Source organism: Extibacter sp. GGCC_0201, from assembly GCF_017566055.1.
In the GTDB taxonomy this organism is placed as follows: Bacteria; Bacillota; Clostridia; order Lachnospirales; family Lachnospiraceae; genus Extibacter.
In genome coordinates, this window is the sequence record NZ_JABFCH010000032.1 from 18,460 (window position 1) to 43,355 (window position 24,896).

Below are 24,896 nucleotides of genomic sequence, written 5' to 3' on the forward strand. Positions count from 1 at the left end.
CTTGTCTTGTGATGCGTCCTGCTTCCTTTCTAGAAGTCCTGACGCTCCTTTTCCATCAATACTTCCTGCCTTCTTTCGTCACGCCTGAAGCCATATCTTTCATAGAATTTACTCGCGTCATCTGTGTGCAGCACTCCGTGCAGGCTGCCTACGTCCTCCATGACAGCATCCATCAGCAGCGTGCCAAGCCCTTTCCCCCTGTAGTCCTCGTCGATAATCACATCCATCAGATAGAAAGTAGTGGCAAAGTCGGTAATAATACGGGCATATCCGACCATGTATCCTTCTCTGTCATACACGCCATAGCAGACGGAACCTTCCATCGCCTTCCTGATCATCTCTTCCGAGCGCGTCCCGGCCCAGTAAGACTGGCGCATCAGCTGCACGATGCGTCCAAAGTCCAGCTTTTCCTTGTCCCTGCTCACATGGAACGCTTCTGTTCCGTCTTGCTTTTCCTCTCTCTCTTTCGCTATCTTATCGATGCTGTCCTGCTCCACCGCCTTCCTGAGCCGCCTCGTATAAGGAAATGCCTCTGCCTCCTGCTGCCCGTATGTAAGCTGGAGGTCATATTCCAGTGGCAGCCATGTGTCAATCGGAGCTTCATTATGCTGTATGAGAGCTTCCATCTTGTCAAGCGCATGGACAAGCTCAGCCTCTCCTGTCCTGCCCGCCTCCAGCTCATCATAGAGGGCGTCAAGCCTCTTTCTTCTGTCCGCCGGAAGCATCTTAGTTACACGCCGTACGGCGCTCTCCTCAGCCTGGCGGTCCTCTTCCCTCTTCTCGAAGCATGGTATATCACCGGTTACGGCCTCGCCCAGGTCGTGGAACAGGCACATCTCCATCACCTTCTCCTTATCCAGCTCAGGGAACTCATCCAGCACAAGCCACGCGAAGACGCAGAGACGGTACACATGTTCCGCCACGCTCTCCTGCCGCCCGCCGGATGTGAAGGAGTGCCTGACCGTACATTTAAGCTTCTCAGCCACAGACAGGAACTCCAATAACGTCTTGTTATCCATCCTATCAGCCCTCTATAATCTTTACATAGAATCTCCGGTTTCTCGGACCGTCAAATTCACAGAAGTACAAGTCCTGCCAGATGCCAAGCAGCAGATCTGCGTCGTGGAGAATCAGCGTCTGGGAAGGGCCTACGAAGCTCGTCTTGATATGTGCATGGGAATTGCCTTCCACATGCTTATAATAGTCTGCATCCGTCGGCACCGCGCGTTCCATGCCGCAGAGCATGTCATGGACGACGTCCGGGTCGGCATTTTCATTGATCGTGAACCCTGCCGTCGTATGAGGCGAGTACACGACCACGATGCCCTGCTTAAGCCCGCTTTTCCTGATATCTTCACGTACCATGTCCGTTACCTTTGACATCTGCTGTGCCCCTTTTGTCGAAATGCTGTGTTCATATAGATACATCTTTTTCCCTCCTTGTTATCTGTCGAGATATTCCATCAGGTTTCCAAATTCCTTTTTCATGAGATGATAGCCGTGCTGATAGAATTCCATCAGCGTGTCGTAGTTCTTTTCCAGTCTTGATACGGTCGGTATGAGCGGACGGAACACGAAGATTCTTCCTTCCTCTTCCATCTGTTCGACGAGACGCATCGTTTTATTGTATTCAAAGTTCCGCCGTATCGTCGTCCTGACCAGGTTCGGATACTTCCGGTAGGCCCGGCGGTATACATTGGCCAGCGCCTTTGAAGTCATCTTCTTGCGGTAGCCCGGATTCCTTGTCAGCATGAGGACAATCTTCTCATTGCCGAGTTCTGACGCCCTCCTGACCGGTATGGAATCGGCAAGTCCGCCGTCCAGATACGGAATGCCGTCTATATTCACGATGGGCGAGACGAGGGGCATGCTGCTGGATGCCCTGCACAGCTTCATGAGCCTCTCTCTGTCTTTATCTTCTTTCATATACTCTGCCTGTCCGGTCACGCAGTTCGTCGTCACGATCTCGCATTCCATATCGGAGGCAAAGTATGTGTCAAAATCAAATGGAAAGATTTCATTCGGATATTTGTCAAATACCATGTCCATATCGAGCAGGCTCTTTTCTTTTATGAACTTTGAAAATCCATAGTAATAGTCATATTCCTTCTCTTTGTGTATCATACAGTCTCTCGTCCTGCCGGGCTGCCTTGATACGTAGTCCACGCCGTTGCACGCTCCTGCGGAGACCCCTATGACATGTGACAGATACACATCCATCTCCATGAGATAATCCAGCGCGCCTGACGTGAATACGCCCCTTGTGGCACCGCCTTCCAGTACGATTGTCGCTTTCTTCATCTATACTCCTCGCTTTCTGTTACCGCATACGCCCGATGATTTCATTTGCCTTTGCATACACTTCCTCCGGTTCTGCTCCTATATGGAAGGTGCCGTTTTCATACAGTACGCTCCCGTTTACCATCGTAAGCACTATATTCTGTTTGCTGCCGCTGTATACGATATTTTTCGTTATGTTGTTCAATGGCTGCATGTTAGGCTGATGCAGATCGACTATGATCAGATCTGCGCATTTGCCTTCTGCCAGCACGTCACAGTCCTTAAGGCCCATGGCATGCGCTCCGTTTACCGTCGCCATCCTGAGCACATCCGCCGCATCGACTGCAGACGCATCGTGCTCCCTGAGCTTGGCAAGCCCTGTTACGAGGAACATCTCCCGGAACATGTCGAGGCAGTTATTGCTTGCCGGACCGTCTGTCCCGATGGCAATCGGAATCCCCTTATCCATCATCTTCCTTATCGGTGCGATGCCGCTGGCAAGCTTCGTGTTGGATCCGGGATTCGTCACTACGTACAGTCCCTTTTCCGTAAAGATATCCAGATCCTCCTCTGTCATATGCACGCAGTGGTAGCCGCCTCCGCCGTAATCATAGATGCCAAGGCTGTCAAGCAGTACGGTCGGTGTCTTGCCGTATCTGCCGATACACTGCTCCACTTCCTCCCTGGTCTCTGAATTGTGCAGATACACCGGCGTCTTATACTTGCGCGCCAGCCCCGCAAGCCCTTGAAGCAATTCCATAGACGTCGTATACTCCGCATGGGCCCCGAAGCAGAATCGGATAAGCTCATGATAGGAATTCAGCTCCTTATACCACTGTTCTTCCTCCTTCAGCGACTGGCTGAAATTGTTCATGGCGCCGCAGAGCACGGTCCTGAATCCGCAGTCGGCAGACGCTTTCGCGACGCTGACAGGATCCATATACATGTCAAAATTGGCGGTGATACCGCTCGTCACGTATTCCATGACCGCCAGCCTGGACAGATGGTACATATCGTCCGGGGTAAGCTTCGCCTCCATCGGGAATACCTGTTTGTCCAGCCAGTCCATAAGGGGCATGTCATCTGCGTACGACCTGAGGAACGTCATGGCGGAATGTGTATGGGCATTCTTAAAGCCCGGCATCACCACATTGCCTTTTACATCGATCTCCCTGTCCCACACAGTCTCTGTATCTTTCCGGGGGCCCATATAAGCGATATGGCTGCCTTCCACCCATACTTCTCCCTCTTCTATGCCGCTTCCCTCCCGCATGGAAAGGATTCTGGCATTGTAAAGTCTTATATTCATGATATGTCACCCTCGTCCAGCCTGTTGACTATGGCAGTCAGCAGGGAACGGAACCGTCCGCTCACGACATCTTCCACCTGGTTGACGTCTTCCGTCACATCGTGGTCCAGTACCCTGTCCGCACTCAGATTCGTCGCAAGGGACAGGCAGAGGACGTCCATCCTGCAGTGGGCGGCCGTTATCGCCTCCGGGACAGTGGACATGCCTACCATATCCGCCCCGAGGAGGCGCATGGCCCGGATTTCTGCCGGCGTCTCGAACTGCGGTCCGGGCGCGAAAAAGTAGGTGCCCTCCTGAAGGGAGAATCCAAGCTCTACAGCCGTTTCTCTCGCCAGCTTGCGCAGCGAAGGCGTATATACGTCGTTCATGCTGAAGAACCGCTCGCCGAATTCCGGGATGTTTTCCCCACGCTGCGGGGATACCCCGCACAGGTTGATGTGATCCTTGATGACACAGATATCACCAGTCTCAAAGTTGAGATTGACGGCGCCTGCCGCATTCGTAAGAATCAAGGTGCGGATGCCGAGAAGCTTGAATACGTAGACTGGCATCCTGAGTTGTTCAAAGCTGTACCCTTCATAATGGTGGAATCTCCCCGCCATGCACAGCACCCGTCGGTTCCCGAGCTTGCCGCACACGAGCTTGCCGGCATGGCCCGGTGCTGTAGAGACAGGGAAATCCGGGATATCTTTATAGAATATCTCTGTCTTATCCGTAATCTCATGTTCAATCTCACCGAGGCAGGTGCCGAGAACGACACCGGTACTTGGCGGCGTCCCAATCCGTTCTCTTATATAATCTGCACTCTTCCTGTAGCATTCATAGTCAGCTCTTTCCTTCATCTTCTTATCTCCTCCTGCTTGAACAATTTTCTTATCGTTTCCTCATACGGCGGCCTCAGTATGCCTTTTTCTGTCACGATTCCGGTTATGAGGCTGTGGTCTGTCACGTCAAATGCCGGGTTATAGCACTTCACGCCTTCCGGAGCCATCGGTTGCTTATAATATTTCTTCTTTATCTCTTCATCATCCCTCAGTTCAATCTCTATCTCATCGCCTGTATGGCAGTCTGTATCTATCGTGGATGTCGGCCCTAGCACATAGAACGGGATGCCGTAATAGTTCGCCAGAACCGCGACGCCGTTCGTTCCAATCTTGTTCGCCGTATCTCCGTTGCCAGCTACACGGTCGCAGCCAACGAAGCATGCCTGAACCCATCCCTTTTTCATGACGGTGGCAGCCATATTGTCGCAGATAAGCGTCACATCGATTCCAGCCTGCAGCAGCTCATAGGACGTAAGCCTGGCACCCTGGAGCAGAGGCCTCGTCTCATCTGCGTATACTTTGAACTTCATGCCGCGTTCTGCCCCGAGCATGAGCGGGCCGAGCGCCGTACCATAACGGGAAGTTGCAAGCGGCCCTGCGTTGCAGTGGGTGAGGATGCCGTCGCCTTCCCGGATAAGGGTCAGGCCATATTCTGAAATGGCCCTGCACATAGCGATGTCTTCTTCCTGTATGTTCCGGCATTCCCGGCCAAGCACGGCAATCACTCCGCCGCGGCCCTTCTGCATATGTGCCCTGGCCGTCTTAAGCATCCTTCGGATGGCCCAGCTTAAGTTAACTGCTGTCGGCCTGGAGGAATCGAGGTAGTCCCCGTAAGCCGTAAGCTCTCTCATAAAGGTATCCATATCCTCTGTCTCTATCTGCCGGGCCAGGCAGTACATGCAGCAGGCCGCGCAGATCCCTATGGCCGGCGCGCCGCGTACCTTCAGATTCCGTATGGCCTCATACATCTCCCCCGGTGTTTCGAGCTCCAGCTGAATCTTCCTTGCCGGAAGTTCGGTCTGGTCTATGATGACGACTTTTTTCCCGTCGCTGCTCAGCCCTACATTTTCAGCCTCGCCATGCCTTTTTGCTTTTGTCCCGTCCATGATGGCTTCCACCTCCTAACTGTATTTTCAAGGTTTTTGCCTGAAATGTCAACCCATAGCTTTAGCCTTGCTATTTCCTTCCATATTTGATAATATAAGCAATGGAACGTCCGTGTATACTGGCGTTGTGCAGCTTAATCAACAGCACCTGGCCTTCCCATGCAGAAATGATATGCATTGTCTACGTATTGCATTTCCTGCGGGCGCGGAAGGTGCACATTGAAATCAGATAAAAGATAAGGAGATAGATAGTATGATAAGCACAAGCAACATAACACTCCGGGTCGGAAAGAAGGCTTTGTTCGAAGATGTCAACATCAAGTTTACAGAGGGTAACTGCTACGGCCTGATTGGTGCCAACGGAGCAGGAAAATCCACTTTCCTGAGAATACTTTCCGGGCAGTTGGAGCCTTCTAAGGGAGAGGTCATCATCACTCCCGGGGAGCGTCTTTCTTTTCTGCAGCAGGACCACTTCCAATACGATGAATATAAGGTCCTGGATACCGTCATGATGGGAAACGCCAGGCTGTATGAGATTATGAAGGAGAAGGAGGTCATCTACGCCAAGGAAGACTTTACAGACGAAGACGGAATCAAGGCCAGCGAACTCGAGGGGGAATTTGCAGCCATGAACGGCTGGGAGGCGGAATCTGACGCCGCAACCTTGCTGAACGGCCTTGGCATCGACGCAGAGCTGCATGATAAGGCAATGAAGGACCTGAACGGGCCGGAGAAGGTAAAAGTCCTCCTCGCCCAGGCATTATTCGGCAACCCGGACATCCTTCTGCTCGACGAGCCGACCAACCATCTGGATCTGGATGCTATCGCATGGCTGGAGGAGTTTCTCATCAATTTTGACAATACGGTTATCGTCGTGTCCCATGACCGCTATTTCCTGAATAAGGTATGTACACAGATTGCAGACATAGATTATGGCAAGATCAAGCTATACGCCGGCAACTACGACTTCTGGTACGAGTCCAGCCAGCTGCTCATCCGTCAGATGAAAGAAGCGAACAAGAAGAAGGAGGAGAAGATCAAGGAGCTGCAGGAATTTATCTCCCGGTTCAGCGCCAATGCCTCCAAATCCAAGCAGGCCACTTCTAGAAAACGTGCGCTGGAGAAGATCGAGCTGGACGATATCCAGCCGTCCAGCCGCAAGTACCCGTACATCGACTTCCGCCCGAACCGTGAGATCGGCAATGAAGTGCTGACTGTCGAAGGCCTGAGCAAGACGATAGACGGGGAAAAGATACTGGATGACATAACATTTACCCTGAACCACGATGACAAGGTAGCTTTTGTCGGCGGCAACGAGCTTGCTAAGACGACACTCTTCCAGATTCTCACCGGCGAGATGGAGCCGGACGAGGGAACTTACAAATGGGGCGTCACGACATCCCAGGCCTATTTCCCTCTGGACAGTGGAAGCGAGTTTGACAACGAGTATACTATCGTGGAATGGCTGACCCAGTATTCCGATGAAAAAGACGTCACATACGTGCGCGGATTCCTCGGGCGTATGCTTTTCTCCGGCGAGGACGGCGTCAAGAAGGTGAAGGTCCTGTCCGGAGGTGAGAAGGTCCGCTGCCTGCTGTCCAAGATGATGATATCAGGCGCTAACGTCCTCCTTCTGGACGAGCCCACCAACCATCTGGACATGGAGTCCATCACGGCGCTCAACAACGGGCTTGTCAAATTTCCCGGCGTCCTGCTGTTCAGTTCACGCGACCATCAGATCGTCCAGACGACCGCAAACCGTATCATGGAAATCGTACCAGGCGGAAAACTCATCGATAAGATAACGACATACGATGAGTACCTGGAGAGCGACGAGATGGCAAGAAAGAGACAGACCTACTCCATACAGAGCGAAGAAGATGACTAAATTTCGAAAGGGGTCAGACCCCTGCCGCGGCAGGGGTCTGACCCCTTTGCAAATTCCTTGAATTATCTGACTCTTTTCTTTATTTTTCTATTTATTCTTTTATATCCCTTTACATAAAAATATGCTTGCAAACTTTTTACGCATGCTATATAATCAGTTTATATAAATAATTTATATAACTCATTTATTAGTGAAAGGGAGTATTATACATATGCCAAGACAAAGACTTACGAAAGACATGGTTGTCAAAGCAGCTTTTGGCCTGGCCCGGGAAGGCGGTCTTGAGAACGTGACGGTAAAAGGGATTTCCCAGAAGCTTGATTGTTCTGTGCAGCCTGTCTATTGCTATTGCCGCAATATGAGCGGCCTGAAGCAGGATGTCATCGATTATACAGGCAGCTATCTCCAGAGCTTCATCAGCGAACGTCTGGACAAGGATGACCTGTTCCAGAGCATAGGGATGGCCCACGCACAATTTGCGAAGGCGGAGCCCCACCTGTACCGGCTGTATTTTTTGCGTAAAAGGGGAGACATCCACTCTTTTGAAGATATATATAAGAAAGAAACCAATCCACAGATTGCAGAATTTATCGCCCGGCAGCATGGCATCTCTATAGAAAGGGCCCGGGAGCTTCATCTAAATATGCTCATTTACAATACCGGCATATCGTTTATCCTTACTGTCCTTGGCAGCGATACCGATATCGGACGCGTTCACGATCTGCTCACCCAGGCAAAGGATATATTTACCCATTCCATAATAGCTGACAGCAAACAGGAGGAACCTAATGAAGACACTCGTACTCTATAATTCAAAGACAGGATTTACAAAAAGATATGCCGAATGGCTCGGGGAAATGACCGGCTGTACCGTAATGCCATTTCAAAAGGCCGTATCCTTGGACCTCGCGCCGTATGGCACCGTCATCTTCGCCTCCTGGTTCCATGCAGGGATGATACAAAAGCTTGGTTCATTCAAAAAAATGAATCTGAACGGCAAGAACAGGATTGTCATGGTAACAGGAAGCACTCCGCCCGGTCTCGCAGAGACTGATACGGCCATCCAGAATAATTTTAAAAACGACGGCGAAAAATACAAGGTATTTTATCTGCCCGGGGGCCTAAGTTATGAAAAAATGGGAATCGGTGACAAGATAATGATGGCTGGATTCCGTAAGATTATCAAAAAAGCAAACGGAGAAGATAGCGAGATGTACAAAAGGATATCACATTCTTATGACAATACCTCGAAAGAATACTTACAGCCACTAGTAAGTTATCTGAATAATCTTTGAATTTGCAAAGGGGTCAGACCCCTGCCGCGGCAGGGGTCTGACCCCTTTCAAAATTATCGTATTTTTTCTGGAAATCCGACTTTTTTCTGTACTTTTCTCAATGTCTTATTGGCAAAATACTGTGCTTTTTCTGCATTTGCTTTTATCACGCCGTCAATATAGGATTTGTCTTTTTCCAGTCTGGCCACTTCATCCTGCAACGGCTTCAGGACAGATACCGCTGCTTCACCGACTGCCATCTTGAAGTCTCCGTATCCTTTGCCGTCAAATTCGGCAACGACTTCTTCCGGTGATTTCCCGGTACAGGCACTATATATGTCGATAAGGTTCTTGACTCCAGGCTGTTCATCCCGGTACAAGATTTGGGCTTCCGAATCTGTCACCGCCCGTTTGCACTTTCTCATTACCGTATCCGGGTCGTCCATCAGGTAGATGCTGGCGTTTGGGTTCTCATCGGACTTGGACATCTTTTTCGCCGGGTCCTGCAGGCTCATGATCTTGGCCCCTACCTTTCCGATATATGGCTCCGGCACGGTGAATACATCGCCGTATATATTATTGAACCGCTCCGCGATGTCTCTTGTGAGTTCCAGATGCTGCATCTGGTCAATGCCTACAGGTACGACATCCGCTTGATAGAGCAGGATATCCGCTGCCATCAGGACCGGGTAGGTAAACAGCCCCGCATTGATATTGTCTGCGTGCTTTGCTGACTTGTCCTTAAACTGCGTCATCCGGTTCAGCTCTCCCATATACGTAAAGCAGTTCAATATCCACGTAAGCTCCGCATGTCCGGATACATGCGACTGGTAATAGATACAGTTCTTCTCCGGGTCAAGTCCCGCAGCGATATAAAGCGTAAGCAGTGCCCTCGCACGCTTCCTGAGCACCGCCGGCTCCTGCCGCACGGTGATGGAGTGCATGTCTACCACGCTGTAGAAGCACTCATATTCATCACTCAGAGTCACCCAGTTCTTCAGCGCTCCCAGGTAGTTGCCGAGCGTCAGGTTCCCCGTCGCCTGCATGCCGCTGAATAACACCTTCTTGTCATTGATCATCTCTCTAATCCTCCCTGTCTATTCTTCCCATGGTGCCACTTCATCCTCATAATACACCACATTCTCCGATATGATATGTGCCCTGCCGCGGGACACTTCCACTTCCGTGACCGCACAGTTCTTATGGACCCCTGCGCCCCAGTATTCGCCCACGGGCCTGCCTTTTATATTATTCAGGATCCCCGCAAGCGCGGCGCCGTGTGTCGTTACCAGAACGACGCTCTCCTCAAGCTCATCCTTCTGGAACAGTTCTGCCAGGAATTCGCCGGTCCGTCTCTTCACATCCGCAAATCCCTCGCCCCCTGCCGGTACCACGTAATGTTCCGGGTCATCGAAAAAAAGCCGGAACTCCTCCGGAAGCTCCCATCCCTTTTTTGAGCAGCACTTGCCCTCGTACTCCCCGAAAGCCATTTCTTCGATACGTTTCTCTTCCATGACCGGAACTCTTCTGTCCCCGAGTATGATCCGTGCCGTCTCTGCCGCCCTCCAAAGGGGGCTTGTATAACATATGTCAAAGGGGACATCCGCGAGCCCTTTTGCGGTCTCTTCCGCCAGATGCCTGCCGAAATCATTCAAGGGAATGTCTACCTGTCCCTGGATGCGCCTTGCCTTGTTCCAGTCTGTCTCCCCATGTCTTACAAAATATATCTTCATCTCTACTGCCTCCTGCCTTCCCCGGGCTGCCGGAACCCGCATATACGGCCTGCCGGGGCTACTTTGATAGTATAGCACATCTCCTGCCATTTTTCATAGAAAAATACAAAGAAAAGTGCTATAATACGCGTAGCGCCGTATGCTGACCCAAACACGTCCGCAAGCCGGCGTAAGTACAAGCAAAAAGGAGCATTGACATGGAAAAGATTACAAGCTTTACAATAGACCATACGAGACTGGTTCCCGGAGTATATGTGTCGAGAAAGGACAGCCCGGGCGGACAGACGATTACGACCTTTGACCTGCGTATGACAAGGCCGAACTATGAACCCGTCATGAACACGGCAGAAATGCATACGATCGAGCACCTCGCCGCCACCTTCCTGCGCAACCATCCAGAATACGGAAACCGTACGCTTTACTTTGGACCGATGGGCTGCCGCACCGGTTTCTATCTCCTTCTTTCGGGAGACTATGAATCCCGTGACATTGTCCCACTCATGAAAGAATTGTTCTCTTTCATCGCCGGATTTGAAAACACTGTCCCGGGCGCATCTGCAAAAGACTGCGGAAATTATCTGGATATGAATCTACCGATGGCAAAACATCTCGCCGCCAGATATGTGGAAGAAGTGCTTGCTGACATAACGGACCGGCAGCTCATCTATCCAGAATAGTACGTCTGCCAGATTTCCCTATTTTAAGATGTACCATCCCTCTTCCTTTATAAAACCGTACTTTTCATATACCGGCCTGCCGGGCTCCGAGGCCAGAAGCCGCACTTCTCCTGCCCCCGCTTTCCTGGCCTCCTCTATAAGCATATCCATAATCTCAAATGCCAGTCCCCGCCTGCGGTAGTCCGGGCTCGTATACATATTCGCAATATAAGCCACTTTACCGGAGGGATTGGAAAAGCCGGGCGGATAGTCATAGAAGAGGACTGCCCCGGTCGCGGCCGCTTTGCCGTCCTCTTCTGCCAATATCTGTATGATTCTGTTATCCGCAAATACCTTTTCAAAAAATGCTTTCAAGTTCTTCCTGATCTCCACCTCTTCGTGTGCCTGCTCATGGATGAGCTGCACACGCCTGAGTTCAATTATCAGATCAATGTCCTCTGCCGTCGCCTTTCTGTACTCCATCCTTCTCCTCTTTCTATATCTTTAGTTGCGCCACGGCACATTTCTTTCTATAATGAATATATATCATACAAAGGAGAATGCTATGGCCCTTTCATATGTCAAACGTTTCATCCGCCTGCTGGCGGGATTATTTCTCTTCGCACTTGGAACTTGCTTCATCGTCCAGGCAGACATCGGCTTGGCGCCATGGGATGCTTTCAGCATGGGGCTTTCCCTTGCCACAGGCCTGTCATTCGGCGATATTGTAATCGTCACCGGCATCCTCATCCTCATCGTCGATTATGCGATGCACGAGCAGCTTGGCTTCGGAACCATACTGAATGCCCTTCTCATAGGAAAATTTATAGACCTGATACAGTGGGGCCGTATTGTTCCCAAGATGGAACACTACGCCAGCGGCATCGTAATGCTGCTGGCCGGTGAAATTATCCTGTGCCTCGCCACTTTCCTGTACGTCGGAGCGGGCCTCGGCTGCGGCCCGAGAGATGCCCTTATGGTCGCTCTCGGCAAACGCTTTCCGAAAAGGCCAATCGGCCTGATCCGCGGCATCATAGAGGGCTCCGTGCTTCTGGCCGGATGGCTGCTCGGTGCTAAGATTGGTATCGGTACCGTCATTGCCGTGTTTGGAATCGGCTTTATCCTCCAGTATACGTTCAAGCTCCTGCGCTTTGATGTGACCGCAGTGCACCACGAAAGCCTGCTGGATACGCTGAAAATCTGGCAGGGCAAAAAAGGCAGAGCTGATTAAAGCTCCGCCGCCCGCCGGAGCGTATCTCCAAAGAGCCGATAGCCGCTCCAGTCGTTAAGCCGTTCGGCTCCAATCGACAGGTAGAACTCTATGCTTGGCTCATTCCAGTCCAGGCATGACCATTCAAGCCTTCCGCAGCCTTGCGTCACGGCAATTCTTGCAAGCTGCGCAAGCAGCGCCTTGCCGTACCCTCTGCCCCGCTTGTCTTCCAGGACGAACAAGTCCTCCAGATATATGCCCGCTCTGCCGAGAAACGTGGAGAAGTTGTGGAAATATAAGGCAAATCCGACTTCCTGCCCCTCTGCCACTGCAAAGAGGACTTCCGCCTTCCCCTTGTCAAATATCCATTCCTTGAGCAGCTCTTCTGTAGCCACTACCTCCTCCGTCATATGTTCATAATCTGCCAGCTTCTTTATGAACTTAAGTATAAGTCCTGCATCTTCTCTTCCGGCAGCCCGGAAGGTTACGTCCACCTCTTCCATCTCGTTTCCTCCTGTACTTATTCTATACTATCCTGCCGGCTCATATCGGTCATAAGGGAAAGTCATATCCTGCTGCCGGCCCTGCGCCCAAGCCACACGCCGAGCACGCAGCCGGCGACGCTGAGCATCACGTACAGCACTGCATACATACGGTGGCCCCGTTCCATAAGCGTAAGGGCTTCCAGGGAAAATGTGGAAAATGTAGTAAATCCTCCACACACACCTGTCTTCAGGAACAGCAGGGTATTCGGCTTTACCCCACCCCTGCCCTCTGCAATTCCTGTCACCACTCCGATAAGCAGAGCTCCTGCAAGGTTCGTGGCAAGGGTAAGGAGAGGGAACGCTCCCTTCCACGGTATAAGGCTGAGCGCATACCGGCACATGGCTCCAAGAGCCCCTCCAAGCCCGACGGCTATCAGTCTGATCATCTCTGCCTCCTCAAAATCTCTTCCAGAATTCCTCTGTCTAAATCTTCAGTACGGATTACCGGTTCCGGCTCATCACGATGCCTGCCAAGCATTTTCTCCATCCAGATCATATCGTACCATTTTCCCTGCTTGAAGCCACATTTCGTAAAATGTCCCACCGTCCTATAGCCGAGCCGCTCATGGAACCTGATGCTGTCCGGGTTCGGATAGGCGATGCATGCATTCAGGTTAAGGACATTCTGGCGCTGCAAGATCTCTTCCAGCGTCTCATAAAGCTTTCTGCCAATCCCCTCCGACCTCCGTTCTGCCTTCACATACACGGTCGTCTCCACCGCCCAGTCATAGGCGGCCCTGTCCTTAAAAGGAGACACATATGCATATCCCGTTATCTCGCAACCATCTTCCGCCAGAAGATAGGGATATCTTTCCTTCACTCTGCCCATGCGTTTCGTAAACTCATTTAAACACGGTACTTCATATTCAAATGTCACTGCCGTATGCTCTACATAATACGCATATATCTGAAGCAGCAAAAGTGCATCTTTTTCTTCTGCCATCCTAATGGTCATCATCTGTACCTCTTCTTCTTTTCTCCCACGCCTGACAGCTTAAGGATGCCATAAAAGACAGATAGCACCGCACCAGCAGCCAGGATCCATTTCCCGTAACCTGCCATCGTGTCTGCCGACACTGTCATCCCGCTCCACTCCATCTCTCTGCCCAGTTCTTCGGCCGCTGCCGCCAGCACCGCCGGAAAGGCATAACCCGCCGCGCCTCCGGCCACGATGCCGCAAAGGCCCAGATGGAAAAGAAAACGCCCCTTCGCAAAGCGCAGCAGTACGATACCAAATGCACAGATACAGGCGATTGCAGCTGCCGCCGCCCTTGCCGCCCCAGATGTCATAACCGCGTACAGCTTAGCCGCCTGCTTCTGCTGTCCTGTCATATGAGACAACGCCTCGTCCGCCGCCAAGCCAAGTTCGCTCTCCAGCCGGCTGCCGGCCGATTCGGCCGCACTTTTCAGGACAGCCCTGTGCAGACTGTCAAGTTCCGTGCCGAAAGCGTCTTCCACGGCATCTATATTATCGTCTACTGCTTTTTCCATATACGATGACACGTCAGGAGACGAAAACGGCGTCCCGTCCGCCGCCGCATACGCCAAGGCATCCATATAGTCCCCGACCAGCGCCCGCAGGTTTTCATCCTGGCTTATCCTGTCGGCGGCATCTTCTATCTGTCCTTGCGTTATGCCCGGAAAGACGGAACGGACGCCATCCCCTATCGTAGAGTCGACGGCTTTCTTGACAAGCGCATCTGTCGCTATCTCTGCACAGATATCCTTCACGGACATGCCGGCCAGGATAAATACAGCCGCCAGCACCAGTGCGATATCCAATATAACGCTGATTCCCCTTTTCATATCCTGCTCCCCTTATCCCCCTTATTCTTATATCACCTTAATCTGGCATACCTTCATCGCCTCCAGAGCCTGGCGATGGCTCTCTGGCGTCACACCCGCGCAGCACGCCGCATCAACGATAATCTCCGTCTCTGGAAGAAATGCTTTGACTATCATTGCATTTGAGATGACGCATATGTCTGTACATAAACCGACAAAAGTAACGGATTCCACCTTTTCCCCGTTGTCATAATCTTTGAGCATCCGTCCAAGCTCCACGCTTCCAAAGGCAGGCTTGTCAATCGGAACCTCGTTGCACAGCGCCTTTATCTGCGGACAAAGCTCCCATCCTTCTGTCCCCCTGATGCAATGGGGCACAGGCAGCTTCTTCCCCTCCTGCGTCTCCATGTAATCGCTTTCATGCGTATCCTGCGTATAGAGTACCCGGCCGTCAAAGCTCCGTATCCTCTCCGCCACCGCCGGGACGATACCCACGGCCTCCTTTGTTCCAAGCGCACCATCTACAAAATCGTTCTGCATATCCACTACAACAAGTATCTTCATAACCGCATCTCCTTTTCACGCCTGTATCCATCATCTTTTTCATAATATCATATCCTGCCTTCAACTTCCAGATGGCAGCATGAAAAAGAAAGCAGGAGAAGATGTCATGTGATATCTCCACCCGCTTTCGGCCTGACGCCCCGCTTCAGCAATCCTTTAAAAGTTAAACTCCTCTTCCCATGCAAAATCTGCCGACGCTTCTATGCTTTTGGGCCAATGGCCGCACCAGCCCGGAACTCCCGGCTCTTCCACCCTGTCAAGGCTCGGTGTGTACGGCTTTATGTCAAGCACCGGGCTTGCGTCATTCGCATCCGTGTACGCAATCTGCACAATACCGTTTTCATAGTCTATGCCTATGACCTCAGACGTGGTCAGAGCTATAGGATTGGGACGTATCGGCGACCTGGTCGCAAAGACCCCCATCTCATCAGGCGCTTGCTTATACGGCTGTTCTGCCGTAATGACCGCTCTTGCCTCATCATTGTCAAAGTCGCTGAACCACCAGATGACATTCACATGACTGAATCCCTCCAGAGCAGTGAGCGCCTGGACATACTCCTTCTGAAGCTCAATAAATGCCCCTTCTCCATTGCTTCTGATTTTCCCGACAGGGTGCACTTCAAATACTTCCATAATTGTCCCTCCATATATATTTATTTGCTGTACGCTTATTCTGCACCCTGACACCGTGTGAGAGTCAAGCATTTTATCATATGGAGACCCACATCGCCCACACGCCAGGAGCAGATGGAGGGAAGACCTGTCATCTGCCGCGTCGTTCTGTCGGAATCTGTATCTCAGTAAGATAATTTTCTTCCGACTCTTCATCCCACGGTCCACGGTGCACAATCTGGCGGCTTTGTCCTGTCATCTTGAATGCGCTGTTCTCCTGCAGCCATCGCGCCAAATCAAGATAGGCTCCCGCAATGTTGGAAAATGGACCGTACACCATCGTACATGCCATGAAAGGCACTGCCTCCACTGTCCTGTACACATATGCACCACTGCTTTCCACGGGCTTATCCACATATGTGCAGATTTCCACATCCACATCATTTTCCTTATATTCCAGATCGTGGTAGATGGAAAATGTCTGTCCCGACACGGCAATCTTGTTCCGTGCGGCAAAGGAAGCAAGCTCTTCCCACAGCTCACCCTCTGCATAGTAGGTCGGTATAACCTTTCGAAGGGAGAGCACCTGGCACGAAGGAATGGATTTGATCGACACGTTGTAGTGCATCTTACCGCCATGTAAAAGTTCCCTTCTTGCCAGTGTTATCTTCTCGAGCTTCTTGTGTTCCTCTGCGATTCTGTCCGTAATCTCATCGTACTTTTTATCAAGCTGCTCTATGATAGACGCGTCCCTACCGCTTTCTATGGCCGTCAGAATTTCCGCAATCCCGAATCCGCTGTCCCGCAGGTATATGATCTTGTTGAGAACAGGTATCTGAGCAGCGGAATACATGCGGTATCCGGTAAATGGATCCGTCCTCTCCGGCTTTAACAGCCCTGTTTCATCGTAATACCGCAGCATCCTGACCGACACCTGTGTAAGTTTGGAAAATTCGCCGATTCTGAACATCTGATTCCTTCCTAATAGAGATAGCAGAACGAAGTTTCCTGTATTATAGGAAAAGACGGCATGTCCTACGTGGGCTATGCCGTCTTGTATATCGTCTCTGCCAGATTGTAAGCTAAAAAAGAGCACTCCTGCACCGGCAATCTCCCGTGCGGACTTTCATTATGCTACCTTGCTCTTAGCAAGCTCTGCAAGCGTTGCAAAGCCGGCCGCATCATTCACTGCCATTTCTGCCAGCATCTTTCTGTTCACGTCAATGTCAGCCAGCTTCAGGCCATGCATAAATTTGCTGTAGGATAAACCGTTCAGTCTTGCTGCCGCATTGATACGTGCAATCCAGAGCTGACGCATCTGACGCTTGCGCTGTTTTCTTCCTGCGTATGCAGATGTAAGGGCTCTCATAACAGACTGCTTTGCAACTCTGTACTGCTTAGAACGGGCTCCTCTATATCCCTTTGCCAGTTTTAATGTTCTATTGTGTTTCTTCTTAGCGTTCATTCCGCCTTTAATTCTTGCCATCTCTTATATCCTCCTTCAATACATTCCTTATCTTACAGATATGGTAATACTTTCTTCATATTCTTAACGTTGGTTGCATCTGTAACAGTCGGCTTTCTAAGATTTCTCTTTCTCTTTGCAGATTTCTTAGTCAAGATATGGCTCTTATAAGCTTTGTTTCTTACTAACTTTCCTGTACCTGTTTTTTTGAAGCGCTTTGCAGCTGCTCTATTTGTTTTAATTTTTGGCATGATAATATTCCTCCTTAAAGTTTAAATTTGTATTTTTAACGTTTTTCAGTTAAAACCATGCTCATACTCCTGCCTTCCATCTTGGCCGGCTTTTCTATCGTAGCCACATCTTCAAGCAGCTTCGCAAAATCATCCAGTATATGTCTGCTCTGCTGAACATGTGCCATTTCCCTTCCTCTGAAACGCAGGGTTATCTTAACCTTGTTGCCCTTGCTGATAAACTTCTTGGCATTGTTGACCTTCGTATTGAGGTCGTTCGTATCAATGTTTGGAGAAAGTCGCACTTCCTTCAATTCAACGGTCTTCTGCTTCTTCTTCGCTTCTTTTTCTTTCCTTGCCAGTTCATATTTGTATTTGCCGTAGTCGATAATCTTACAAACCGGCGGCTGAGCCTTTGGCGCAATCTTTACGAGGTCAAGTTCCGCCTCCGCTGCAAGCTTCATCGCATCCCTGGATGACATGACGCCCAGCTGCTCTCCGTCTTCGCCAATCACGCGTACTTCCTTGTCTCTGATTTGCCCGTTAATCATTAAATCGCTAATAGTAGTGCACCTCCATCATAAAATAAACATTAAAATAAGTGAACAGTCCACAGACTATCCACTACTATCACTGCATACGACGACCATATAAGTCCATATGGCTCATTCATATTCGATATCAGACCGATAGTCACTCTATTGTGCTATGGTGAGAGTGGATACTCTGCTTTATTTTTTGCTTCATGCAAGGTATAATCTAACACAATTGCGCAAGGATGTCAACTCTTTTCATATTTCTTCTTGAAAACAGTGTCTATTCATGTAATAATAGAGCATAATCTATTTTAGAAAAGAAACTTATTATGGAATGTTGAGAGACATGAGGAGGTTTTTATGCAACAAAAGAGAAGTAATTTTTCCAGCAAACTGGGGTTTGTGCTGGCTGCTTCTGGTTCTGCCGTAGGACTTGGGAACATATGGCGGTTTCCATATCTTGCAGCAAAGTACGGCGGAGGCACTTTTTTACTTATTTATCTGATACTTGCGGTCACATTCGGCTTTTCTCTCATGATTGCCGAAATAGCCATCGGAAGAAAGACCGGCTTAAGTGCCATCGGCGCGTTTAAAAAGCTGGACAAGCGGTTTGGATTCCTTGGAGTCCTGGCATCTTTCGTACCGATTATCATCTTCCCTTATTATTCCGTCATCGGAGGATGGGTCGTCAAATACTTTACTGTATTTATAAGCGGCGGCGCTTCTGCCTCTGCTGCAGACGACTACTTTTCCACATTCATCGGAGGCACCTTCGAACCGCTTGGCTGGTTCTTCCTCTTCCTCGCCGTCACAGCGGTTATCGTCTTATGCGGCGTAGAGAAAGGTATCGAAAAAGTCAGCAAGATCATGATGCCTATACTTGTCGTGCTGACGCTGGTTATCTCTGTATATGGGCTGACACGGGAAGGCGCCATGGAAGGTCTTGTATATTATATCAAGCCGCATATGTCAGACGTATCGGCCAAAACTATTCTTGCCGCCATGGGTCAGCTCTTCTACTCCATGTCGCTTGCTATGGGTATCATGGTAACATATGGCTCTTATATGAAGAAAGACAATCATCTGGAAAGCTCTGTCCGCCAGATAGAATTATTTGACACCGGAATCGCTTTTCTGGCAGGACTCATGATTATCCCTGCCGTTTTCGCCTTCTCCGGAGGAGACCAGAGTGCCCTCAGCGCAGGACCCGGACTTATGTTCATCACGCTTCCGAAAGTATTTGCGAGCATGAAGCTCGGCGGGGCAATCGGGACGATATTCTTCCTGCTCGTATTCTTTGCCGCGCTCACTTCTGCTATCTCGCTTATGGAGACTATCGTGTCCATCTTCCGGGATAAGTTCAACTGGAGCAGAAAAGGAGCCTGTATCTTCGTCGCAGTGCTGGCACTCATCATGGGCACGCCGTCTTCACTCGGTTTCGGGCCGCTCAGCTTCATCAGCTGGATGGGCATGTCCGTACTTGACATTATGGACTTTTTCAGCAACAGCGTACTCATGCCGATTGTAGCATTCTTCACCTGTATCTTTGTCGGTTTCTTTATCAAGACAAAGTCCATCTCCGATGAAGTACGGATAACAGACGGCAAGTTCAAAGCAGAAAAGCTGTTCACTGTCATGATAAAATGGGTTGCTCCAATCTTCCTGCTTCTCATACTGCTCAGTTCCGTGGGCGGCGCACTTGGAATCGATTTCCTGCAGGCGCTGAGCGTTTAAATAGGGGTTTAGTAAGCCAGACCGCCGATGGAGAGGCAGGGGGCATCTACTTTACTGGCACGAACGAAGGCGGCTGTGTAGCGCTGTCGGCTGATAGCAGTGCTTTGGTTCTGTCAGCATAGCGATAAAACTGATAAATTTGGAAACTTTGGTGAAAATAATCGTAACAAAGAAGAGCCGGAATCAGGTACGGGGATGTTATGTTATGTAATATAACATCCTCCGCCTGATTCCGGCTCTTCTTGCAGTAACGGCGTGCTCGCCTCCGCCCTCGCCCTTGTTAAGTGAAGTAGATAGCGGGCGGGGTGCCGGGTGGGAGATGCGCAGGGTTAGGGCTACGTGAAATAGTCGGAGCCTCGTACGCATCGGAGCAGATGCCACCCGGCTCCCTGTCCGCAGCCACTTTACTTTATCCCCCACTTCACTTCACAATCCAGCATTGCATGTCCTGCGCCCCTGCGTATTTTTCCATATACCCTCTTCCATACTCCAGAGCTTTCTCCAGGTCCTTGTTATCTGAAAAAGAATATATGAGGGTGAGGACTTCTTTTGCATCCTCTGTTATCATCGCCCGTTCGGAGTCGCTCGTGGAGCTGCCGATGGCACCTTCCCCGTCAGCAAGTACGGGCAGATGCTCTATATTGATATCTTCCTTTCCTATCCCTTTGTACGTCTCGCCGTCCCTGCCGATACGCAGTACAAGTTCTTCCCCGATATTGGCCGTGTCGTAGGATCCGACAGAAAAGCCGGACTCGATAGATATGAGGTTGTTGACGTCCACTACCGTATTTACTTCATATAGCCCCTTTCCCTGTCCTATCCTCCGGATCAGCGCCTCTGAAGATACCCGGTATCTGCTCGGATCCTTGCCAAATGCCTTGTAGGCCAGACGGGATTCCCTGATATTCGGAATATCGTTTACTCCAAAGTCGAATATCTTGTCTTTTGTCTTTTTGAATATATCCTTTTTCAGATACGACCACATTTCGTCATTTTTCTTAGCTACTTTCACCTTATACTGCATACAGCCGATTCTGACGGCCGGCCACAGTTCTTTCATCCCGGTATCAATCTCCAGCTTCTTCATCCTCAACCACCTTTTCCTTCTTTAGCCCCGCCTGATATGGCGGAACACTTTCTGCATCGTAATGAATGGGGCAGACGCTTCCGGCGCTGAAGCACTGGAAGCGTCTGCCCCTCATTCTTACGTTATATTTACACGATTCTGCCTATCTCTTGTTCCCCATATTGAACACCGCCAGGACCCCGGGGCCTGTGTGGCTACCGATTACCGTACCGATATTGTTGATCAGGATATTGTCCACACCCATCTTCTCGCGCACAAGAGATGCTACATATTCCGCCTCTTCGATACAGTCGCCATGTGTAATCATGATAATATCATTGTCCCATCCTTTTGACTGTTCTACAGCCATGTCCACAATCTTGTTCAGAGATTTCTTACGGCCTCTTTCCTTCCCGACTACCTGCAGCGTTCCGCTGTTGTCCACATGGATAATCGGCTTTATCTTTACCATCGTGCCGACAACCGCAGTCGCTTTGGAGACACGTCCGCCCCTGTGCAGATGGTTCAAATCGTCCACCGTCACATTGTGGCATACATGGAGCTTGTTATCTTCTACCCACTGTGCCGCCTCATCGATGGTTTTTCCTGCCTCTTTGAGCTGAAGCACCTTATATAACAGCAGGCCTTCTCCTAGACACGCGCACAGTGTATCTATGGCAATCACCTTCGCTTCCGGATACTCTTCCGCCAGTTCGGCAGCCGCTATCTGCATACTGTTGCATGTGCCGCTCAAGCCGGACGAAAATCCGAGATGAAGCACATCTTTTCCTTCTTTTATAATAGGCTCCAGCGCTTCTTTCGCCTCCTCAGGATTCACCTGTGAAGTCACTGACATTTTACCTTCCCGCAGCTTGTCAAAAAATTCTTTGGAAGTCAGTCCTTCCATATCGGGGTAGGTCTCGCCGTCAATCGTATAATGAAGCGGTATCACCGGTACATTTCGCTCCTGCAGCCATTCCTTCGGCAAATCAACCGTGCTGTTTACAGTTATCACATAATCTCTCATACCCTAGTCCTCCTTCTCCTTGCCTGCACTCATCATACCACTTTTTCCCATGTTACGCAAAACGTTTTTAAATGTAAAGGTAAACAATACCGACGTCGTAAGCACGGATATGATATCTGCGATTGGCTCTGCCCGGTATATTCCTATGACTCCCATGAATTTCGGAAGTATGATTGCGAGCGGTATAAGCAGAATCACCTTACGCAGCAGAGCGATAAACAGCGATACCTTCGCCTGCCCCAATGCCAGAAATGTAGACTGGCATGCGGACTGTATCCCAAATATCATGATGCCAAAGAAGTATATTGGCATAAACTTGCATGTCAGGGCTACCAGCTTGCCGTTATTCGTGAACAGAGCGGCATACACTTTCGGTGCCAGCACCGCGATACCCGCCAGGACAAAGGTAGCTGCAAAGCAGACAAGCAGCATTCTGACAAATGCTCCTTTTACCCTTTTTTTGTTCCCTGCTCCGTAATTGTAGCTGATGATCGGCTGTATTCCCTGGGTAATTCCCTGCACTGGAATGACGATGAGCTGCATGACGCTCGTCATGATGGACATTGTTCCTACATACAGGTCACCCCCGTATCTCTGAAGCCCTGAATTCAAAGTGATGCTCACGAGGCTTTCTGTACTCTGCATGATGAACGGGGATATCCCGAGCCCGGCGATATGTACTACGATATCTTTCTGTAGCTTCATGTATGATATCCTGAGCCTCATGACGCTCTTTTCCGAGAGAAGGAAACGTAGCACCCATGCCGCGCTGACGGCCTGTGAGATAATTGTCGCAAGGGCGGCTCCCTTAACCCCCATGTGCAGAGCGAAGATAAATATCGGATCCAGGACAATATTGATTACCGCTCCTATCAGTACGGAAAACATGGCGGTCCTTGCCTCACCCTGACCGCTGATAAATGTATTCAGCCCTATTGCTATCTGCACGAACACCGTGCCTATAAGATAGATGGATATGTACGACTCCGCATAGGATATTGTCTGTCCGCTGGCTCCAAACGCATACAGTATCGGCGTCTTGCATATGTAGAAGAAAATGGTCAGCACTATGGAAAATATGATTAGCAGCCCTGCTGAGTTGCCAAGTATCCGTTCCGCCCTGTCATGGTCTCTTTTCCCGAGCTGTATGGATGCAAGCGGTGCTCCCCCCATACCTGCAAACGCGCTGAACGCTGCGATAAGCATGATGATGGGGAAGGTGACTCCCACGCCTGTCAGCGCCACATCCCCATATCCCGCGATATGTCCGATATAGATTCTGTCTACAATGTTATAGAGGACGTTGATGAGCTGAGCCGCAACCGCCGGTACCGCCATACCTGCCATGAGCCGTCCCAGCGGCGCGGTGCCAAGCCGTTCATCCCTTCCGCCGTCGCTGTTCTTCTGTCGAGTATCTGCCGCCATATGTAACCTCCTGATCTAATCTTACACTAAGTATCCCTGTCCACAGGCATACACTAAGACCAAGAGCCCGGCAAGCCGGCCTCTTGGTTTATAATCATAGCTCTGTTATTATGCTTTCTATATTATTATAACACATTTTAGTTCAGTTTTATATTCAAATAATTCCGTCCGGATAAAGTCTTGTTGAAGCAGAGGCTGCACACGATGATAATGCAGCCGGCCGCGAAGCCGATCCAGTTGAACAGGGCGGTCAGCACCAGCAGAAGCAGACGCATGAACTTCAGGGCATAGCCCAGCTCAAAGTTCGGCTGCGTGTAGTTTGCCACAGCTACGAATGCCATATACAGCATAACCTCTGCATTGAACCACCCTGATTTGACCGAAAATTCCCCCATGACAAGGCCCGCGATTACACTCAGCGGGGTACTCAGCATACTCGGTGTATTTAGTGCCGCAAGCCGCAGCCCGTCGATGGCGATCTCCAGTATAAGCAGCTGGAAGATCAGGGGAATATTCACCATGTCTTTCACTGCCACGAAAGCGAACACGTCCGGAAGCCAGTTCAGGTTCTGCATGAACAGCAGGAACAGCGGTGTCAGAAAGACGGTCATGATTGTAATCAGCGCCCTGGACACTTTCAGGTAGATACCTGTCAACGTCGGGAAATAGTAGTCATTCGCCTCTTCGATCATATCCAGGATAGAGGTCGGCAGAATCATCGCTGACGGCGAGTTGTCGACGAGGATTACCACTTTCCCTTCAAGGAGGCAGGCTGCAGCCGTATCCGGCCGTTCCGTAAATTTGAACTTTGGAAAAGGATTGAACCATTTTCTCTTATACAGGCACTCTGCAAGGCTCTGCTGGTTCATCCGCAGATCATCCGTCTTGATAGACTTTATCCTTGTCGTGACCGTATCCAGAAGCTCCGTATCCACCCGGTCCTTCATATAGCAGACTGCCACATCAGTCCGTGAACTTTCACCTACCTCCAGCATCTGCATCGTAAGCTGGGGATCACGGATTCTTCTTCGCATCAGAGCCGTATTAAACACGATAGTCTCGACGAATCCGTCCCTGGAGCCTCGCAACGACTTATCCTTATCCGGCTCTTCTACGCTCCGCGCTGGATACGTCCTGCAGTCTATGGCGATGCATGCTTCGTATCCTTCTATGAACAGACATGTTACCCCGGAGAGAACATTGCGGAGCACCTGGTCAAAATCGCCGATGACATCTACTTCCACATAAGGAATGCACTCCCTCGCAAACGCTGTTGCGTCTACGGGCATATTCTCCTCCGTCACTTTAAACATGGAATCCATGATTTTCAACATGGATTCGTCTTTTGTAAATCCATCGATAAAGAAGAAGGACGCGACCCTTCCTCCTATCATCATATCCCGCTGTATAATATCAAAACTGTCCTGCACCGGAAGAACCTTGTTCAGATATTCCGTACTTTCTTCTCTCGATGCAGTTACTTTCTTCTTTTCCGGCATAGCAGTCCCTCCATGAATCTGATAAGATAATATTCCACGGTTAGACTGCCCCGGAAACAGAGAAAATATACCATCGGGGACAGGTCAAATGCCGGTTGGGGACGGAGGTTTTTTAAAAAACCTCCGTC

General features: G+C 50.2%; 29 protein-coding genes. 6 read left to right on the forward strand and 23 right to left on the reverse strand.

All coding sequences use genetic code 11. The annotated features are described in order from the left end of the window. Positions 1–29: 29 nt before the first annotated feature. The 6 genes from HJV72_RS17070 to mtnA are packed head-to-tail and all read right to left on the reverse strand — an operon-like array spanning position 30 to position 5,519. Complete coding sequence (locus tag HJV72_RS17070; protein ID WP_208072820.1) at positions 30–1,019, reverse strand: bifunctional HD family hydrolase/N-acetyltransferase; 990 nt, start codon at positions 1,017–1,019, stop codon at positions 30–32. 4 nt (positions 1,020–1,023) lie between these two features. Then, positions 1,024–1,428, reverse strand: a complete 405-nt coding sequence (locus tag HJV72_RS17075; RefSeq protein ID WP_208072822.1) for a secondary thiamine-phosphate synthase enzyme YjbQ — start codon at positions 1,426–1,428, stop codon at positions 1,024–1,026. A 15-nt stretch (positions 1,429–1,443) separates the two neighbouring features. Beyond that, entirely contained in the window at positions 1,444–2,301 is an 858-nt protein-coding gene (locus HJV72_RS17080; RefSeq protein ID WP_208072824.1) for a patatin-like phospholipase family protein, read from the reverse strand. A 19-nt stretch (positions 2,302–2,320) separates the two neighbouring features. Next, positions 2,321–3,589 (reverse strand): amidohydrolase, encoded by a 1,269-nt coding sequence (locus HJV72_RS17085; protein WP_208072825.1) that lies wholly within the window; start codon positions 3,587–3,589, stop codon positions 2,321–2,323. Beyond that, positions 3,586–4,431, reverse strand: coding sequence for a purine-nucleoside phosphorylase (locus HJV72_RS17090; protein WP_208072827.1), 846 nt, complete (start codon positions 4,429–4,431; stop codon positions 3,586–3,588). Before HJV72_RS17090 ends, HJV72_RS17085 begins: the two co-directional genes overlap by 4 nt. After that, positions 4,428–5,519, reverse strand: a complete 1,092-nt coding sequence (gene mtnA / locus HJV72_RS17095; RefSeq protein WP_208072830.1) for an S-methyl-5-thioribose-1-phosphate isomerase — start codon at positions 5,517–5,519, stop codon at positions 4,428–4,430. Before mtnA ends, HJV72_RS17090 begins: the two co-directional genes overlap by 4 nt. 253 nt (positions 5,520–5,772) lie before the next feature. Between mtnA and HJV72_RS17100 the strand changes: the two genes are divergently transcribed. The 3 genes from HJV72_RS17100 (at position 5,773) to HJV72_RS17110 (ending at position 8,702) form a co-directional block, all read left to right on the forward strand. Next, the gene (locus HJV72_RS17100; protein ID WP_208072832.1) at positions 5,773–7,407 is read left to right on the forward strand and encodes an ABC-F family ATP-binding cassette domain-containing protein; all 1,635 of its coding nucleotides are present in this window, start codon (positions 5,773–5,775) and stop codon (positions 7,405–7,407) included. A gap of 211 nt (positions 7,408–7,618) precedes the next feature. Then, the gene (locus HJV72_RS17105; protein ID WP_208072834.1) at positions 7,619–8,218 is read left to right on the forward strand and encodes a TetR/AcrR family transcriptional regulator; all 600 of its coding nucleotides are present in this window, start codon (positions 7,619–7,621) and stop codon (positions 8,216–8,218) included. Then, positions 8,196–8,702 carry a flavodoxin domain-containing protein gene (locus HJV72_RS17110; protein ID WP_208072836.1) on the forward strand — a complete coding sequence of 169 codons (507 nt, stop codon included), beginning with the start codon at positions 8,196–8,198 and terminating at the stop codon, positions 8,700–8,702. Before HJV72_RS17105 ends, HJV72_RS17110 begins: the two co-directional genes overlap by 23 nt. Positions 8,703–8,755: 53 nt before the next feature. Here HJV72_RS17110 and trpS read toward each other — a convergent pair whose 3' ends face one another. Beyond that, the gene (gene trpS / locus HJV72_RS17115) at positions 8,756–9,760 is read right to left on the reverse strand and encodes a tryptophan--tRNA ligase (protein WP_117771821.1); all 1,005 of its coding nucleotides are present in this window, start codon (positions 9,758–9,760) and stop codon (positions 8,756–8,758) included. Positions 9,761–9,778: 18 nt separating this feature from the next. Then, on the reverse strand, positions 9,779–10,414 hold the full coding sequence (locus HJV72_RS17120) for a histidine phosphatase family protein (protein WP_208072838.1): 636 nt from the start codon (positions 10,412–10,414) through the stop codon (positions 9,779–9,781). Positions 10,415–10,611: 197 nt separating this feature from the next. Between HJV72_RS17120 and HJV72_RS17125 the strand changes: the two genes are divergently transcribed. Continuing rightward, on the forward strand, positions 10,612–11,091 hold the full coding sequence (locus HJV72_RS17125; RefSeq protein ID WP_208072840.1) for an S-ribosylhomocysteine lyase: 480 nt from the start codon (positions 10,612–10,614) through the stop codon (positions 11,089–11,091). Between the two features lie 18 nt (positions 11,092–11,109). On the opposite strand, the gene HJV72_RS17130 is transcribed toward HJV72_RS17125, so the two are convergent. Beyond that, positions 11,110–11,553: a GNAT family N-acetyltransferase gene (locus tag HJV72_RS17130; RefSeq protein ID WP_208072842.1), complete on the reverse strand. Its 444-nt coding sequence runs from the start codon at positions 11,551–11,553 to the stop codon at positions 11,110–11,112. An 82-nt stretch (positions 11,554–11,635) separates the two neighbouring features. Here HJV72_RS17130 and HJV72_RS17135 point away from each other — a divergent pair, with 82 nt between their 5' ends. Next, entirely contained in the window at positions 11,636–12,301 is a 666-nt protein-coding gene (locus tag HJV72_RS17135; protein ID WP_208072844.1) for a YczE/YyaS/YitT family protein, read from the forward strand. On the opposite strand, the gene HJV72_RS17140 is transcribed toward HJV72_RS17135, so the two are convergent. From HJV72_RS17140 to infC, 10 genes are all read right to left on the reverse strand, one after another. Next, positions 12,298–12,783 (reverse strand): GNAT family N-acetyltransferase, encoded by a 486-nt coding sequence (locus HJV72_RS17140; RefSeq protein ID WP_208072847.1) that lies wholly within the window; start codon positions 12,781–12,783, stop codon positions 12,298–12,300. The genes HJV72_RS17135 and HJV72_RS17140 overlap by 4 nt on opposite strands. Positions 12,784–12,845: 62 nt before the next feature. Further along, complete coding sequence (gene crcB, locus HJV72_RS17145) at positions 12,846–13,211, reverse strand: fluoride efflux transporter CrcB (RefSeq protein WP_208072849.1); 366 nt, start codon at positions 13,209–13,211, stop codon at positions 12,846–12,848. Beyond that, positions 13,208–13,780, reverse strand: coding sequence for a GNAT family N-acetyltransferase (locus HJV72_RS17150; RefSeq protein WP_208072875.1), 573 nt, complete (start codon positions 13,778–13,780; stop codon positions 13,208–13,210). Before HJV72_RS17150 ends, crcB begins: the two co-directional genes overlap by 4 nt. After that, entirely contained in the window at positions 13,780–14,631 is an 852-nt protein-coding gene (locus tag HJV72_RS17155) for a hypothetical protein (protein WP_208072851.1), read from the reverse strand. Before HJV72_RS17155 ends, HJV72_RS17150 begins: the two co-directional genes overlap by 1 nt. A 27-nt stretch (positions 14,632–14,658) precedes the next feature. Beyond that, positions 14,659–15,174 (reverse strand): cysteine hydrolase family protein, encoded by a 516-nt coding sequence (locus HJV72_RS17160; protein ID WP_208072853.1) that lies wholly within the window; start codon positions 15,172–15,174, stop codon positions 14,659–14,661. A gap of 156 nt (positions 15,175–15,330) precedes the next feature. Then, positions 15,331–15,807, reverse strand: coding sequence for an SAM-dependent methyltransferase (locus HJV72_RS17165; protein WP_208072855.1), 477 nt, complete (start codon positions 15,805–15,807; stop codon positions 15,331–15,333). A 130-nt stretch (positions 15,808–15,937) separates the two neighbouring features. Then, on the reverse strand, positions 15,938–16,756 hold the full coding sequence (locus HJV72_RS17170; RefSeq protein ID WP_208072857.1) for a MerR family transcriptional regulator: 819 nt from the start codon (positions 16,754–16,756) through the stop codon (positions 15,938–15,940). A gap of 159 nt (positions 16,757–16,915) precedes the next feature. Then, a complete protein-coding gene (gene rplT, locus HJV72_RS17175; protein WP_208072859.1) occupies positions 16,916–17,272 on the reverse strand; it encodes a 50S ribosomal protein L20 in 357 nt (118 codons plus the stop codon). A gap of 32 nt (positions 17,273–17,304) precedes the next feature. Beyond that, positions 17,305–17,502: a 50S ribosomal protein L35 gene (gene rpmI / locus HJV72_RS17180; RefSeq protein ID WP_066576952.1), complete on the reverse strand. Its 198-nt coding sequence runs from the start codon at positions 17,500–17,502 to the stop codon at positions 17,305–17,307. A 35-nt stretch (positions 17,503–17,537) separates the two neighbouring features. Next, positions 17,538–18,032 (reverse strand): translation initiation factor IF-3, encoded by a 495-nt coding sequence (infC, locus tag HJV72_RS17185; protein ID WP_208072861.1) that lies wholly within the window; start codon positions 18,030–18,032, stop codon positions 17,538–17,540. Between the two features lie 345 nt (positions 18,033–18,377). On the opposite strand from infC, the gene HJV72_RS17190 reads away from it, so the two are divergent. Beyond that, on the forward strand, positions 18,378–19,751 hold the full coding sequence (locus HJV72_RS17190; RefSeq protein ID WP_208072863.1) for a sodium-dependent transporter: 1,374 nt from the start codon (positions 18,378–18,380) through the stop codon (positions 19,749–19,751). 421 nt (positions 19,752–20,172) lie between these two features. Here HJV72_RS17190 and HJV72_RS17195 read toward each other — a convergent pair whose 3' ends face one another. From HJV72_RS17195 to HJV72_RS17210, 4 genes are all read right to left on the reverse strand, one after another. Next, a complete protein-coding gene (locus tag HJV72_RS17195) occupies positions 20,173–20,838 on the reverse strand; it encodes a B3/B4 domain-containing protein (protein ID WP_208072865.1) in 666 nt (221 codons plus the stop codon). 142 nt (positions 20,839–20,980) lie between these two features. Next, complete coding sequence (locus tag HJV72_RS17200) at positions 20,981–21,844, reverse strand: DegV family protein (RefSeq protein ID WP_208072867.1); 864 nt, start codon at positions 21,842–21,844, stop codon at positions 20,981–20,983. Between the two features lie 3 nt (positions 21,845–21,847). Further along, complete coding sequence (locus HJV72_RS17205) at positions 21,848–23,269, reverse strand: MATE family efflux transporter (RefSeq protein WP_208072869.1); 1,422 nt, start codon at positions 23,267–23,269, stop codon at positions 21,848–21,850. 137 nt (positions 23,270–23,406) lie between these two features. Further along, entirely contained in the window at positions 23,407–24,768 is a 1,362-nt protein-coding gene (locus HJV72_RS17210) for a spore germination protein (protein ID WP_208072871.1), read from the reverse strand. Positions 24,769–24,896: the final 128 nt, after the last annotated feature.